Raw genomic sequence first — 13,429 nt, 5'->3', positions numbered from 1 at the left:
GTTGTCAGAGGTCGAGCACCAGGCGCGGTGAACACGCCCGCGACACGCACAGCATCATCACCTCGTTCTCCAGGCGCTCGTCCGCCGTCAGCACCGAGTCCCGGTGGTCCGGCTCGCCGCCCAGCACGCCCGTTTCGCAGGTTCCGCACGTTCCCTCCCGGCACGACGACAGCACCATGACCCCCGCCTCCTCCACGACCTCGATGATCGACCGGTCCGCCGGCACCGGCAGCACCCGGCCCGAGCTCGCCAGCTCGACCTCGAACGCCGTCCGCTCACCGAGGTCCGAACTCGCGGTGAAGCGCTCGACGTGCAGGTCGGCCGGCTTCAGGGCCTCCACCGCCGCCAGCAGGGGCTCCGGGCCGCAGCAGTACACCGCCGTGCCCGCACGGACATCGGTGAGCAGGGAAGGGAGGTCCAGGAGGCCGTGTTCGTCCTGGGGGCGGAACGACACCCGGTCGCCGTGGGCGGCCAGCTCGGTCGTGAAGGCCATCGAGGACAGCGTCCGGCCGCCGTAGACCAGCTGCCAGTCATCGCCCGCGCGGTCCAGCATCGGCAGGATCGGGGTGATGCCGATGCCACCCGCGATGAAGAGGTATCGCGAAGCCTCCACCAAGGCGAAGTGGTTGCGGGGGCCGGAAACCGAAACCCGGTCGCCGGTGGACAGCTTGTCGTGCACGTACGCCGAGCCGCCGCGGCCGTCCGGCTCGCGCAGCACCGCCACGACGTACGCCGTCCTGTCCGCCGGGTTGCCGCACAGCGAGTACTGCCGCACGAAGCCCGGCAGTACCAGGTCGAGGTGGGCTCCCGGCTCCCAGAGCGGCAGTGGCTCCCCGCCGGGAAAACGGAGGGTGAGGGCGACCACGCCGTCGGCGACGTCGTCCTTGCGGTCCACCACCAGTTCGAGCGTCATGAGTGTCCTTCGGGGTGGGCGAGCAGCCAGTCCCACAGCTGCACGGGGTCTTCGAACTCGCGCTCGGCGCCGCAGTGGCAGACCGCGCGCAGCCGGTCGGTGCCGAGCACCCAGTGGATCCGGTGGACGCGGTCGCCGGCCAGCATCGGCCGGTTCACGACGTGACCATCCGTTGAAGCATGCGGCGGGCCGCGAGACCGCCGGTGTCGATGTTGATCGACAACTCCTGGTAACCGTCCGGCTCGGTGGCGATCACTCGTTCGAGCACGTCGAGGGCTTCGACGTCCTGCAGCACCACGGTGCGGTTGTTCTCCGCCAGGAACGCCGAAACACCTTCGTCGTCGAGCGCGAAATCCCGCGCCACAGCCCAGAAGTCGTGCGTCGAGTGCTCGGTTTCGGGCGTGATGGCGTAGACGACCTCGACGTGGAAGGCGTCCGGGTCGGTGCCGTCCGGGTTGGGCACGGACCCGACCGGCGCGATGCGGCTGTGCAGCTTGTACAGGCACGGCGGCGTGTACTCGATGTCCTGCCAGCGCGTGATGCGGCCCTCCAGGCCGGTCGACTTGGCGTAGAAGGGCGGGCACGCCGCGTCGGCCATGTGCCGCGAGACGTAGACGATCCCGCCTTCCTCGTCGACCTCGGTGGTGATCGGCGTTTCGGCCACCTCCGGCGTGCCGATGTAGCCGCCGTGCAGGTAGGTCTCGTGGGACAGGTCCAGCAGGTTGTCCACCAGCAGCGAATACCGCGCCCGCAACGGTTCCATCCCGCGGACGGTGGTGTAGTCCGGCGAGTCGAGCCAGGGCGCCCGCGGGATCGCCGACGCGTCCGCCTTCGCCGGGTCACCGATGAACACCCAGACGAAGGAATCCTGCTCCACCAACGGGTAGTGCGTCAGCCGCGCGGTCCGCGGCACCCGGGTCTGCCCGGGGACGGCCACGCACTTGCCGTCGACGCCGTAGGTGAAGCCGTGGTAGCCGCAGACGACCTGGTCGTCGACCAGCCGGGACGGCGCCTGCGACAACGGGAACCGCCGGTGCACGCACCGGTCGGCCATCGCGGTCACGTTCCCGTCGCGGGTCCGCCAGAACAGGATCGGCTCACCGCAGACGGTGCGGCTGAACAGCTCGGCGCCGATCTCGGAGCCGTAGGCGGCGACGTACCACTGGTCGCGGGGAATGGCGCTCATCAGGTCGTCCTTTCGTGGTGGGCCGGGTCACAGCGTGGAGGAGCGACCCGGCTGCCACGAAGGGCGATTTCATAAGATGGAAAGCGCCCGGGAAATCGCGCGGGCACTGGTCATCACCAGGGGAGCGAGGGCGTGCGGCGCCACGCTCCCGTGCCGGACCACGAGCGACACCGCCGCGACCACCTGCCCCCGCGCGTCGTGGATCGGCGCGCCGACCGAGAGCGCGTCCAGCGTCACCTGGCGCTCGCTGATCGAGAACCCGTGCGTCCGGACGTCGGCCAGCATGTGCCGGAGGCGGTCCGGGTCGGTCACCGTCTCGCTCGTGTACCGCTCGATCGGGCTGCCCAGCACCTCCTCCTGCACGGCGGCCGGCGCGTGGGCGAGCAGGACCAGCCCGACGCCCGTCGCGGTCAGGGCGAACCGGCCGCCGACGCGGGTCAGCACCGGCACCGCCCCGGAGCCCGCGATCCGCTCGATGTACACCACTTCGGCGCCTTCGCGGACCGCGAGCTGGACGTTCTCGCGCGTGATCTGCGAGAGGTCCTCCAGGAACGGCAGGGCGAGTTCCCGCAGGCCCAGCCCGCGCGGCGCGAGCGAGCCCAGTTCCCACAACCGCAGCCCGACCCGGTAGACGCCGGCCTCGTCGCGCTCCAGCGCGCCCCACTCGCAGAACTCGCGCAGCACCCGGTGCGCCGTCGCGGCCGGCAGCCCGGCCCGGCGGGCGACCTCGCTCAGCCGCAGGGCCGGCCGGTCCGGGGAGAACGCCTCCAGGACCCGCAGCGCGCGGCCGAGCACCGGCCCGGTGGCGCCGGGAACGCGACCTCGGTGCGGCACGGCGACCTCCGGCGGATACGCGGGGCTCAGACGTCCACTATGCCCCGCGCGGCCCGGCGCGCCGCCGCGGCGTCCCGGCGCTCCTCGAAGCGGGACGCCTGCGTGTCGAGCCCCTTGAGGAACGTCGCCAGCTCCTCACGGGCGGCCTCGCCGACCGCGCCGAGGCCGGTCAGGTCGAAGACCTTCCAATACCGCAGCAGCGGCTGGACGACGTCGTCGTGGTGGATGCGCAGGTCGTAGATGCCGGCCTTGGCCATCAGCGCGGCCTTGCGCTGGAAGCTCGGGATCACCGCGCCTGGCATCGCGAAGTTCACCACCTCGTCGGTGATCGCGCGCACCATGGCGTCCGGCGAGATCTCCAGCGCCGCCTTGACGAGGTTGCGGTAGAAGACCATGTGGAGGTTCTCGTCCGTGGACACCCGGGACAGCAGCTTTTCCGCTAGAGGGTCCTGGGTGTAGCGGCCGGTGTTGCGGTGCGAGAGCCGGGTCGCGAGCTCCTGGAACGAGACGTACGCGCAGACGTTGAGCAGTGGCTTGTCGTCGGTGTCGTAGCCCGCCTGCATGGTCTCCATCCGCAGGCGCTCCAGCTCGACCGGGTCGACGGCGCGGGTGACCAGCAGGTAGTCGCGGATGCAGATGCCGTGCCGGCCCTCCTCGGCCGTCCACCGGTGCACCCAGGTGCCCCAGGCGCCGTCGCGGCCGAACGCGCGCTCGATTTCGCGGTGGTAGCTGGGGAGGTTGTCCTCGGTGAGCAGGTTGACCTCGAGGGCCGTCCGCGCGATCGGGCTCATCCGGGACTGCTCCGGGTCCCAGGCCTCCCCGCCGAGGTCGGCGAAGTCGCGCCCCTGGCTCCAGGGGACGTACTCGTGCGGCATCCACTCCTGGGCGGCGGCGAGGTGCCGGTTGAGGTTCTCTTCGACCGTGCCTTCCAGTTCGTGCAGCAGGCGGGTGGTTTCGGGAACCGGCATGGGGCAACGTCCTTCCGTACCTACGCGACCGTAACCTACGGTGCCGTAGGAAACGACAACGGACGTAGCCGCCGGGAGGTTCCCGTCAGTGCGTGAACGCGAAGACGTAGTCCTTGAGGATCGGCCCGAAGAAGGTCGTCGAAGTGACCCGCACCACAGCCTCGCCGGGGACACTGCGAGCTTGGGACAGCACTTCGCACCGCGCCGCCGGATCACCCGCCACGACCTTCGTGATCCTCGGTGACGTCCCCGCCGGGACAGCCACGTTGCTGGACGGCGCGCCGGCGTCGAACCCGCCGATCGTCCGCCCGCCGACGACGATCTCGATCGCGAGCGGCCCGTCCGTGGGGATGGCCAGGCCGTTGAACTCCTGCCAGTAGCGCACGCACGTGTCGCGCCAGCTGCCCGCGTCGGCTTCGTGCGCGGCGAGCTTGGCCTTCACCTCGGCGAAGCGCCGGGCGTCGACGTGCCGTTCGAGCGCGTCCCACGCGTGGCGCAGCCACGACACGTAGTGGACGCCGGTCTGGTAGCGGTACACCAGCTCGTCCCAGAAGAGACGGCCGCTGCGCAGCTTCCGGTCCCACGGCACGTGGTGGAACCACATCAGCAGGTTCTCGGGGACGGTGTCGATGTCGCCGTACCGCGCCGCGAGCACCGGGAAGTACTGCGCGGTGAAGCCGCTGCCGGTGGGGGAGCGGTCGTAGCCGAGCCCGGCGTGGTCGGCCTTGTTGTAGTACACCGGGCTCCAGTCGTCCCGCGCCAGGCGCTCGGCGGGGTTGGGGCCGTAGTGGTCGCTGGACCGGAACTGGTGCGCGACGCCGAGCGGGGTCTGGTAGCTCACCAGCGCCTCCCTCGAGCCCATCATCATCGTCAGGATGGTCCGGACGACGAAGTCGCGGTTGCCCCAGGTCAGCCGGACCCAGTCTTCGGCGATGCCGCGGGCGTCGAGGGTCCAGTCCCAGGCCAGGCGGCCGAAGGCGTACAGGTTCGCCTGCGCGAAGTGGTGCCCGGTCAGGTTGTCGGCGTTGCCGAAGTTGGCCACGCCGACGATCGCGCTGTCCGGATGCCCCTGGGCAGTGCCGTCCACGACGTGGCCGACCAGCCGCCGGGCCAGCAGCCGGCCGTCCGCCCCGGTGGCGTGGGTGTCGGACTTCAGCACCTCTTCCCACAGCGGGCCGAGGTAGCACAGCATCGTGTTCTGCCCGGTGTACTCCTGGGTGATCTGCAGTTCGATGGCCTGGTTGGTGTGTTCCATCCGGCCGAAGAGCGGGTTCGCCGGCTCCCGGGCCTGGTAGTCGAGCGGGCCGTTCTTGGTCTGCAGGAACACGTTCTCGGCGAACCGGCCGGTCGTCCCGTCGGGCTGGGGCTCCTCGTCGATGGGGCCGAACTCCAGGTAGGCGCGCTTCAGCCGGTCGGCGTCGACGTCGGCGTTGTAGACGAACGTCCGCCAGAAGATCCGCATCCCGAGCGGCGCCACCGCCGCCGCCATCCCGTTGGCGCCGTCCCCGTGGTCGTAGCCCAGGTCTTGGGGACCCGGCTGGCCTTCGGAGTTCGCCTTGACGGTGAACCCCATGAAGTCGGGGATGGCCGCCTGCAGCTGCCGGGCCCGGCGGGTCCACCAGTCCCGGAACTTCGCGCTGTAGGGATCGAGTTCTTCGCGGGTGAGGGTGTCGGGCGCGAACCGGGCGTCCGTCGGTGCCGCGTAGTTGATGGACACGGCCAGCCGGATGCCGTACGGGCGCAGCGCGTCCGCCAGGGCCGCTTCCTGCTCGATGGCGGCCGGGGTGAGGTAGAAGCTGTTGGCGTTGACGTTGTTGATCGTGATGCCGTTGATGCCGAGGGACGCCATCGCCCGCGCGGCCACGAGGTACCGGTCGAGGACCACCGGCAGGTTCAGCGCGGCCGACGCACCGGTGGCGGTGAAGTCGAACATCGCCCCGTTCTCGCCGTTCAGCCCACCGGTGCCCGCCGGGTTGTTGCCGGCGTAGAGGCGCTCGGTCTCCCAATAGTTCAGGTACCGGTGATTGATCCGGGGCACCGACGAGACGTCCAGGCCGGTGACGGACTGCTGCGCCTGGAGACGCCGGAGGAAGGCGAAAGTCCCGTACAGCGCGGCGAGATCGGTGTTGCCGGCGATGACGATCGACCGGTGCCCGCCCCGGGACAGCGAGCGGATGAGGTAGCCGTCGTCGCCGAGCCTCGCCAGGTCGCGGGCGGGCACGAGCCGGCGCACCCACGGCGAGCTGTCCGGGGTGCCGACGACCACCGCGCGGTCGGGGAACCCGTCCCGCACCGGCACGGGCCGCCCCAGCAGCCCGCCGAGGCCCCGCACGAGTTCGTCCCGCGCCGCGGCCAGGGTGCTCCGCACCAGGTGCTCGGTGGAGCCGGGGGCCATGCTCAGGTTCGCCGTGTGGCGGTGGACCGGCGTCCGGTCGGCGTTCTCGACGACGATCGCGCCGAGGGCGACCTGGTACCGGGCGAGGAGGCCGGGGTCGGCGACCGGCTCGTAGCGCAGCCACAGGTCCGAGCCGTCGTAGTCGCCCGGGAAGGTGCCCTGCGGACTCGCTTGCGCCGGACCGGCACCGAACATCGAGGTGGCCACGGCAGCGCCGCTGCCGATCAGGAAGGAACGCCGGCGCAACCGGCTCTGCTCGTTCTCGTCGCTGGAAGACACCGTGCCCCCATCGTGTTCACGAGTATTTAGTTCGCTTCTCGCACTATTGCGGGCGTGGTCCGCGGTGTCAAGAATTGGCGATATAGCTGGATTTTCCGAAAGTTTCGGCGTGTCGGCAGGCCGTGCTCCGGCCCGGCCGACCGCCCGTGTCAGACTTCGCGGCGATGCCCACCCCAGCCGATCTCGCCGACCTGCTCGACTGCGAGCACCGCAGCATCCTCGTCCAGGCGCTGGCCGCGGGCCTGCCGGGCGCGCCGCGGCCCGCGCCCGCCGAACCGGATCCGCGCCGCGGGCACGCCCCGGCGATGCTCGCCGCGTTCCGCGCCGCCGGACGCGAGGTCGCCGAGATCGACGTCCAGGACACCGCGCTCGCCGCGAAGGCGACGGAGGAGGCGCTGCGGTCCGGGGTCCCGGTGATCCACCGGGCCGTCTTCGCCGACGGCGCATTCTCGGCGCAGGCCGACTTCCTGGTCCGCGACGGCGACGGCCGCTACGAGGTCCACGACGCGCAGCCGGTCCGGCAGGCGACACCCGCCGCGGTCGTCCGGCTGACGGCGTGCGCCGACGCGGTGCGCCGCGCCGGCTGGCCGGCCGGGCCGCACCTGCACCTGCGGCTGACCGGCGGCGGCACCCGGACCCTGCGCGTCGAGGACTTCCGGCCCCTGGTCGACCGGCTGCGGACCCGGCTGGCGGGCCGGCCGCCGCGGCTGCCGGTGCCGCTGTGGGCCGACGAACGCCCGGCCTGCGCCGGGTGCGGGTTCGCCCAGCACTGCACGTCCGCGCGGGAAGCCGACCGGGACCTTTCGCTGGTCGCCGGGATGCGCGGCGACCAGCGCCGCAAGCTGGTCGCCGCCGGGCTCGGCTCGATCGACGCGCTCGCCGCCGCCGGCCCGGACGACCGGCCGCGGGACCTGTCCGCGACGGCGTTCGCGACCCTGCGCGCCCAGGCCGCGCTGCAGGTCCGGCAGGACACCACCGGCGAGGTCGCCTACGAGATCGTCGACGCCGGGGAGCTGGCCGCCCTGCCCGCCGCGGCGCCGGGCGACGTCTTCGTCGACCTGGCCGGCGACCCGCACGCCCTCGCCGGCGAAGGGCTGGAATACCTCTTCGGCGCTTTCGGCGACCGGCAGTTCACGCCGTTCTGGGCGCACAGCCGCGCCCAGGAGCGGCGGGCGTTCGAGGAATTCGTCGACTTCGCCGCCGCGCGCGTCGCCGAGCACCCGGGCTCGCACGTCTACCACTACGCGCCGTACGAGGTCACCGCGATCAAGCGGCTCGCGGCGGTGCACGGCACCCGCGAGGAAACCGTCGACCACCTGCTGCGCAGCGGCGCGGTCGTGGACCTGCACGCGGTCGTGCGCAAGGCGCTGCGCGTGTCGCAGCGGTCGTACTCGATCCGCCACCTCGAGCCGCTCTACCAGCCCGGCGCCCGCGCGAAGACCGCCGTGTCCGACGTCGAGGCGTACGAGGAGTACCTGGCGCTCGCGCAGTCCGGCGAGCCGGAACGCGCCGACGAGGTCCTGCGCCGCATCGGCGAGAACACCGAGGACGACTGCGTTTCCGCGCAGCGGCTGTTCGAGTTCCTGCACCGCGTCCGCGCCGACGCGGGCATCGAGGTCCCGGAGCCGGCGGAGGAATCCGCCGAAGACGCGCTGCTGCGGGCGGCCGAGGAGGACGTCGCCGCCGAGCGGCGGGCCGAACGGGCCGCGCAGCTGGCCGCGCTGGTCGACCCGTTGCTCGACGGGCTGCCGGACGACCCGGCCCGCTTCACCGCCGACGAACGGGCCCGCGCGCTGCTGGCGGCGTCGGTCGGCTACCACCGCCGGGAGACGAACCCGGCCTGGTGGGAGTACTTCCGCCAGCTCGCCGCCCCGCTCGGCGACCTCGAGGTGGACACCGCCTGCGCGGTGCCGGTCGCGCTGGAGGCGGGGGAGTGGGTGCCTCCGGCCGGGCGGGCGCGCACCGCGAAGCGGACGTTGCAGCTGGCCTGCGACCCGGACCGGCCGCACCCGTTCGCACCCGGCGACGACGTGCGGCTGCGCTACGGCGACACCGCCCGCGACGCCAAGGTCGTCGCCGCGTCGGCCGTGGAGCTCACCCTGGAGGAGAGCTGCCCGCCGGACGCGACCACGAACGACCGGCCGAGCGCGGTGCTGCCGGGCAGCCCGGTGCGGCCCTCACCCAAGGACGAGGCCGTTGCCGACCTCGCGCGCCTGGTCGTCGACACGGTCCCGGAACTGCCGCGGCACCCCGGCGTCGACCTGCTCCGGCGGACCCCGCCGCGGCTGCGGGGCGGGGCGGCGCTGCCGTCGCCGGGCGAGGACCTGGTGGCCACGGTGATCGAGGCGGTCGACGCGCTCGACGGGTCGGCGCTGGCCGTCCAGGGGCCGCCAGGGGCCGGTAAGACCTATCTCGCCGGTCGGCTGATCGCCCGGCTGGTGCGGGCCGGGCGGACGGTCGCGGTCACCTCGACCAGCCACAAGGCCGTGGAAAACGTGCTGAGCGCGGCCAAGAAGAGCGCGCCGGAGCTGCCGTGCGCCAAGCGCGCGAAGAAGACGCCGGACCCCGCCGCGCCCTGGGACCAGCCGAAGAGCAACCCCGCGCTGGTGAAGTGGCGCGAGGAGCACGACACCGGGCACCTGGTCGGCGGCACGGCATGGACGTTCGCCAACGCGGCGGTCCGCGAAGAACCCTTCGACCTGCTGATCATCGACGAGGCCGGCCAGTTCGCCCTGGCCGACGCGCTCGCGGTGTCGATGTGCGCCCGCAACGTCCTGCTGCTGGGCGACCCGCAGCAGCTGCCCCAGGTGGTGCAGGGCACGCACCCGGCGGGCGCCGAAGCCTCCGCGCTGGGCCACCTGATCGGCGAGGCCGACATCATGCCGGCGGCGCTGGGGTACTTCCTCGACGAGACCCGCCGCATGCACCCGGCCGTGTGCGAACCGGTGTCGAACCTGTCCTACGCCGGGCGGCTGCACGCCCACCCGTCGGCCGCGGACCGCGCCCTGGACGGCGTCGCCGCCGGGCTGTACCTGAGCGAAGTGGACCACCTCGGCAACACGACCCGTTCGGTGGAGGAAGCCGCCGAAGTCGTCCGGCTGGTGTCCGAAGTGCACGGTCGCATGTGGACCGACCACGGCCCGGCGCGGCCGCTGGGCGACCACGACATCCTGGTCGTCGCGCCCTACAACCTGCAGGCGCGCACGGTGAGCCGGGCGCTGGAGGACGCCGGGTTCCCCGGGGTCCGGGTGGGCACGGTGGACCGGTTCCAGGGCCAGGAGGCCCCGGTGGTGATCGCGACGATGACGTCGTCGTCGGCGGTCGACCTGCCGCGCGGGCTGGACTTCCTGCTGTCGCGGAACCGGCTGAACGTGGCGTTGTCCCGCGCGCAGGCGCTGGCGGTCCTGGTGTGTTCGCCGCGGCTCGTGGAGGCCGACATCCGGACGGTGGACCAGATGCGCCTGGTCGCGGGCATGATCGGCCTGATGACCGCGGCACGGCCCTGGCCGGCGGGTCAGCTGGGCGGTTCGACCTCGCCGGCGTCCTCGTCGACGTCCTGAGAGCCGGGCTGCTTCCGGTCGGATTCGGGGATTTCGACGTCGAGGTCCAGTTCGGGAGTGCCGGGCGGGGCCGGCACGTCGGGGGTCAGGGGGCGGTTCTCGGATTCGGTCATGGCCGGCGGTTACCCGGGTTGCCGGTGATCAAGCCTCACGCCGGGTTGCGCGGCTTCGCCGGGTCCTCGCCCGCGAGTTCGGCCGGCGCCAGGTCGTCGAGGGGCTGCCAGCGGAACACCCCGGCACCCTGGGCGTAGGCGAGGTGCCCGCCGAGCGCGCCGCCCGTGCCCGTCGCCGCCAGGCCCAGGAGGCTGAGGAGCCGTCCGCCGCGGCCGCGTCGGCGGGCCAGGTAGGACGCGCCGAACAGCGCCGCCGCCGTCGCGTTGGCGGCCGCGTGGATCAGCCCGACCCGGCGTTGCCGCACGTCCAGGCCGGTGTAGTCGGCCAGGCCGAGCACGACCGCCGCCGGGACGGTCAGCAGGCCGGTCGCGATCAGGCGGCGGGCGGCGTCGCGGCCGTCCGGGAGCAGGTCGAACACCGCCGAGCACAGCCAGGCGCCGATCGGGACCGTCACCACCAGCGGGTGCAGCGGGTGCCCCAGGGCGTGGCCGCGCAACTGGCGCGTCACGCCGCTTTCGCCGTTGAGCAGCCGCTGGAGTCCGGTCGCCGGGCCGTCGAGCGCCTCGGCGTCTTCGGCCTTCCGCAGGACTCGGTGCGCCCAAGCGGGCCGGGCGTGACCATCGCGCGTGGGATCCATACCGCTGCGGCTACCCCGCCGCGCGCCGGTCAACCGTGGCGGCGCGCCGCGGTGAGCAGGTCGCCCGGCCGGGCCAGCGTGCCGAGCAGCCGGGTGACCGCGCTGCGCCGGACCACCTTGCCGGGGTGGCTGCCGTGGACCTGCCCCGGTTCGTCCACACTGGAGTCGACGTTGTCGGTTCCGTTGTCCGGCAAGGTGGTGCGGAAACTGCGGGAGCCGACCCGGCGCAGCGAAAGCAGCGCGTCGGTCAGCCCGGGGTGAGCCGCTGGCCGAGGAAGAACCCGGCCGTCGCGCCGCCGACGGGGGATCTCGCGACGCGGGTGCGTCGAGGCGAACACGATGGTGTCGGCGACGGCCTCGGGCGCGTACACCGGCGGCGGGGGTTTCGCCGTCGCGCCAGCGGGAAGCCGGGGACCATGACCGAACCCGACCAGAGCTACGACCCGCCGCAGGACACCGGCGAACCGGACGCCGTCGAGACGGACCCGGCGGCGCTGAACAGCGCCGAGGACCTCGACGAAGACCGCATCCGCGCCGACCCCCTGGAAGAGGGGATGGATCCCCCGGAACACTGGTCGGGCGTGACGAAGTACGGGATGACGCCCTGGGAGCAGGCCCACCCCCGCGGCCTGGGTGACCGGCTCGCGGAGGAACGCCCGGACCCGGCGACGGAGGTCCCACCGGCCGGCACCGGAGCACGCACGGACGTGGAGGCGGACCCGGACCCGGACACGGGGGCGACGCCGGAGGAGCCGGTCCAGCTGGAGGCCGTGGAGGGCGACGGCCCGCCGGTGGACACGGAAGCGGACCAGGTGGGCGTCGAGGCCGGCCGGGCGACGGCGGCGGGGCCGGAGCAGGCGGCGTTGCACGTGGAGGGGGAGCGGCGGCAGGCGTGAGTGGTTAGGCCGGGGCGGGCGGTGGCTCACTCGCGGATCGGCTCGGCTCGGTTTGCCCCGGCTCGGCTCGCCCCGGCTCGGCCCGGCTTCGTTTGGCCCGGCTCGGCTGGGTCCGGCTCGGCCCGGCTCGGCTTGGCCCGGCCCGGCTTGGTCCGGCCCGGCCCGGCTTGGTCCGGCCCGGCCCGGCTCGGCTGGGCTGGGCTTGGCCCGCTCGGCCCGCCCGGCTTGGCTTGGCCGGCTCAGCCCGGCTCGGCTGGGTTCGGCTTGGCCCGGCCCGGCCCGGCCCAGCCCGCTCGGCTCGGCCCGCCCGGCTCGGCACGGCCCGCCCGGCCCGGCTGAGCCCGCCCGGCTCGGCCTACCCAGCCGAGCCCGGCCCGGCCTACCTGGCCAACCCTGGCGTTGCCCGCCCCCGTCTCGTCGGCGAACGGGCACGCGTGTCCCGGCCCCGGGCGGGTAGCCCGCCACCATGCCGGAAACCAGACGCTCCGCGTGGGCCGGAATCCTGACCGGGATCGGCGTGGCCGCCTTCGTCGACGAAACCGTCTTCCACCAGTCGCTGCACTGGCACCACTTCTACGATCGCTCGACCAGCGAGGCCGGGCTCGTCTCCGACGGCCTCTTCCACGCCTTCGGCTTCTTCGCCGTCGTCTTCGGCCTCGTCCTCGTCGCCGACCTCCGGCGCGGGGACCGGCTCTCCGGCCGTGCCCTCGCCGGCGGCGTCCTCGCCGGGGCCGGCGCCTTCCAGCTCTATGACGGCACCGTCCAGCACAAACTCCTCGGCCTGCACCAGATCCGCTACGCCGTCGACCTCACCCCCTACGACTGGACGTGGAACGTCGTCGCCGTGCTGCTGATCGCCGTCGGCGCCGTCCTTCTGCGCCGCGCGCGGGCGAACGCGTGAGCGTTCTCCACCACCTGCCGGCGCTGCTCGCCTTCGCGGCCTACGAAACCGGCGCGTGGCAGCTTCGCAAGCGCGGTGACCGGTGGCCGCCGATCCGGGACGTCGTCTTCGGGGCCGGGGCTGCCGTCGCGCTCGCGCCCGGCGGGCCCACGTTCACCGGGCACATGCTGCAGCACGTCCTGCTCGGCATGGTGGCGCCGGTCCTGATCGTGCTCGCCCGGCCGGTCACCCTGCTGCTGCGCGCGGTCCCGGCCGCCGCCCGCCGACGCCTCAAGCGGGTCCTGACGATGGCCGGCGTGCTGGTCTTCCCGCCGGTCGCGGCCGTCCTGGAAGCGGGGAGCCTCTGGCTGCTCTACCGGACCGGCCTGTTCGCCGCGCTCGGGGACAGCCCCTGGCTGCACCTCCACGTCTTCCTGACCGGCCTGCTGTTCACCACCGCGGTGTGCCGGCTCGACCCGTTCCGCGACCGGGCCGGGCTCGGCGTCCGCGCGGGCGCCCTGATCGGCGCCGCCGCCGCGCACGCCGTGCTGGCCAAGACCCTGTACGTCTCCCCGCCGCCGGGCGTGATGCTCGCCGTCGCGGACCGGCAGGCCGGCGCCGAGCTCATGTACTACGGCGGGGACGTCGTCGAACTCGGGCTCGCGCTGATCATCGCGCTGCAGTGGTACGCCGCCCGGGGCCGGGCCGAGGCGCGGAGCCGCCGAACGGGGGTGCCGCGCACCGCCCGTGGCTGATAAGCCTCTGCG

13 protein-coding genes are annotated in these 13,429 nt (G+C 73.3%); 4 read left to right on the top strand and 9 right to left on the bottom strand.

Annotation, left to right across the window (positions count from 1 at the left end):
* Nucleotides 1-4 precede the first annotated feature (4 nt).
* The 6 genes from ACWEF6_RS15985 to ACWEF6_RS15960 all read right to left on the bottom strand — a co-directional run bounded on the left by ACWEF6_RS15985 (nt 5) and on the right by ACWEF6_RS15960 (nt 6,575).
* Nucleotides 5-913, bottom strand: a complete 909-nt coding sequence (locus ACWEF6_RS15985) for a PDR/VanB family oxidoreductase (protein WP_449683607.1) — start codon at nt 911-913, stop codon at nt 5-7.
* The gene (locus tag ACWEF6_RS15980; RefSeq protein WP_103338827.1) at nt 910-1,071 is read right to left on the bottom strand and encodes a hypothetical protein; all 162 of its coding nucleotides are present in this window, start codon (nt 1,069-1,071) and stop codon (nt 910-912) included. Before ACWEF6_RS15980 ends, ACWEF6_RS15985 begins: the two co-directional genes overlap by 4 nt.
* On the bottom strand, nt 1,068-2,099 hold the full coding sequence (locus ACWEF6_RS15975; RefSeq protein ID WP_449683606.1) for a Rieske 2Fe-2S domain-containing protein: 1,032 nt from the start codon (nt 2,097-2,099) through the stop codon (nt 1,068-1,070). The genes ACWEF6_RS15980 and ACWEF6_RS15975 overlap by 4 nt, the downstream gene beginning before the upstream one ends.
* A gap of 69 nt (nt 2,100-2,168) precedes the next feature.
* Complete coding sequence (locus tag ACWEF6_RS15970; protein WP_449683605.1) at nt 2,169-2,933, bottom strand: IclR family transcriptional regulator; 765 nt, start codon at nt 2,931-2,933, stop codon at nt 2,169-2,171.
* Between the two features lie 26 nt (nt 2,934-2,959).
* A complete protein-coding gene (locus ACWEF6_RS15965; protein ID WP_449683604.1) occupies nt 2,960-3,901 on the bottom strand; it encodes an acyl-ACP desaturase in 942 nt (313 codons plus the stop codon).
* Nucleotides 3,902-3,986: 85 nt separating this feature from the next.
* A complete protein-coding gene (locus tag ACWEF6_RS15960; RefSeq protein WP_449683603.1) occupies nt 3,987-6,575 on the bottom strand; it encodes an alpha-glucuronidase family glycosyl hydrolase in 2,589 nt (862 codons plus the stop codon).
* A 164-nt stretch (nt 6,576-6,739) separates the two neighbouring features.
* Here ACWEF6_RS15960 and ACWEF6_RS15955 point away from each other — a divergent pair, with 164 nt between their 5' ends.
* Nucleotides 6,740-10,135 carry a TM0106 family RecB-like putative nuclease gene (locus tag ACWEF6_RS15955; RefSeq protein WP_449683602.1) on the top strand — a complete coding sequence of 1,132 codons (3,396 nt, stop codon included), beginning with the start codon at nt 6,740-6,742 and terminating at the stop codon, nt 10,133-10,135.
* On the opposite strand, the gene ACWEF6_RS15950 is transcribed toward ACWEF6_RS15955, so the two are convergent.
* The 3 genes from ACWEF6_RS15950 to ACWEF6_RS15940 are packed head-to-tail and all read right to left on the bottom strand — an operon-like array spanning nt 10,090 to nt 11,257.
* Nucleotides 10,090-10,248, bottom strand: a complete 159-nt coding sequence (locus ACWEF6_RS15950; RefSeq protein ID WP_449683601.1) for a hypothetical protein — start codon at nt 10,246-10,248, stop codon at nt 10,090-10,092. The genes ACWEF6_RS15955 and ACWEF6_RS15950 overlap by 46 nt on opposite strands.
* 35 nt (nt 10,249-10,283) lie before the next feature.
* Nucleotides 10,284-10,886 (bottom strand): DUF2231 domain-containing protein, encoded by a 603-nt coding sequence (locus tag ACWEF6_RS15945; protein WP_449683600.1) that lies wholly within the window; start codon nt 10,884-10,886, stop codon nt 10,284-10,286.
* 29 nt (nt 10,887-10,915) lie between these two features.
* Complete coding sequence (locus ACWEF6_RS15940) at nt 10,916-11,257, bottom strand: hypothetical protein (RefSeq protein WP_449683599.1); 342 nt, start codon at nt 11,255-11,257, stop codon at nt 10,916-10,918.
* Between the two features lie 45 nt (nt 11,258-11,302).
* Here ACWEF6_RS15940 and ACWEF6_RS15935 point away from each other — a divergent pair, with 45 nt between their 5' ends.
* The 3 genes from ACWEF6_RS15935 (at nt 11,303) to ACWEF6_RS15925 (ending at nt 13,417) form a co-directional block, all read left to right on the top strand.
* Nucleotides 11,303-11,782 (top strand): hypothetical protein, encoded by a 480-nt coding sequence (locus ACWEF6_RS15935; RefSeq protein WP_449683598.1) that lies wholly within the window; start codon nt 11,303-11,305, stop codon nt 11,780-11,782.
* 466 nt (nt 11,783-12,248) lie between these two features.
* Nucleotides 12,249-12,683: a DUF2243 domain-containing protein gene (locus tag ACWEF6_RS15930; protein ID WP_449683597.1), complete on the top strand. Its 435-nt coding sequence runs from the start codon at nt 12,249-12,251 to the stop codon at nt 12,681-12,683.
* Nucleotides 12,680-13,417 carry a cytochrome c oxidase assembly protein gene (locus ACWEF6_RS15925; protein WP_449683596.1) on the top strand — a complete coding sequence of 246 codons (738 nt, stop codon included), beginning with the start codon at nt 12,680-12,682 and terminating at the stop codon, nt 13,415-13,417. Before ACWEF6_RS15930 ends, ACWEF6_RS15925 begins: the two co-directional genes overlap by 4 nt.
* Nucleotides 13,418-13,429: the final 12 nt, after the last annotated feature.

Source organism: Amycolatopsis sp. NPDC004772, from assembly GCF_053601215.1.
This window is presented reverse-complemented; position numbering and strand designations above follow the sequence as displayed.

Excerpts from the sequence above, each read along its gene's own strand:
- ACWEF6_RS15985 (WP_449683607.1), bottom strand. The coding sequence starts at position 913 with ATGACGCTCGAACTGGTGGTGGACCGCAAGGACGACGTCGCCGACGGC.
- ACWEF6_RS15975 (WP_449683606.1), bottom strand. The coding sequence starts at position 2,099 with ATGAGCGCCATTCCCCGCGACCAGTGGTACGTCGCCGCCTACGGCTCC.
- ACWEF6_RS15965 (WP_449683604.1), bottom strand. The coding sequence starts at position 3,901 with ATGCCGGTTCCCGAAACCACCCGCCTGCTGCACGAACTGGAAGGCACG.
- ACWEF6_RS15955 (WP_449683602.1), top strand. The coding sequence starts at position 6,740 with ATGCCCACCCCAGCCGATCTCGCCGACCTGCTCGACTGCGAGCACCGC.
- ACWEF6_RS15950 (WP_449683601.1), bottom strand. The coding sequence starts at position 10,248 with ATGACCGAATCCGAGAACCGCCCCCTGACCCCCGACGTGCCGGCCCCG.
- ACWEF6_RS15945 (WP_449683600.1), bottom strand. The coding sequence starts at position 10,886 with ATGGATCCCACGCGCGATGGTCACGCCCGGCCCGCTTGGGCGCACCGA.
- ACWEF6_RS15935 (WP_449683598.1), top strand. The coding sequence starts at position 11,303 with ATGACCGAACCCGACCAGAGCTACGACCCGCCGCAGGACACCGGCGAA.
- ACWEF6_RS15930 (WP_449683597.1), top strand. The coding sequence starts at position 12,249 with ATGCCGGAAACCAGACGCTCCGCGTGGGCCGGAATCCTGACCGGGATC.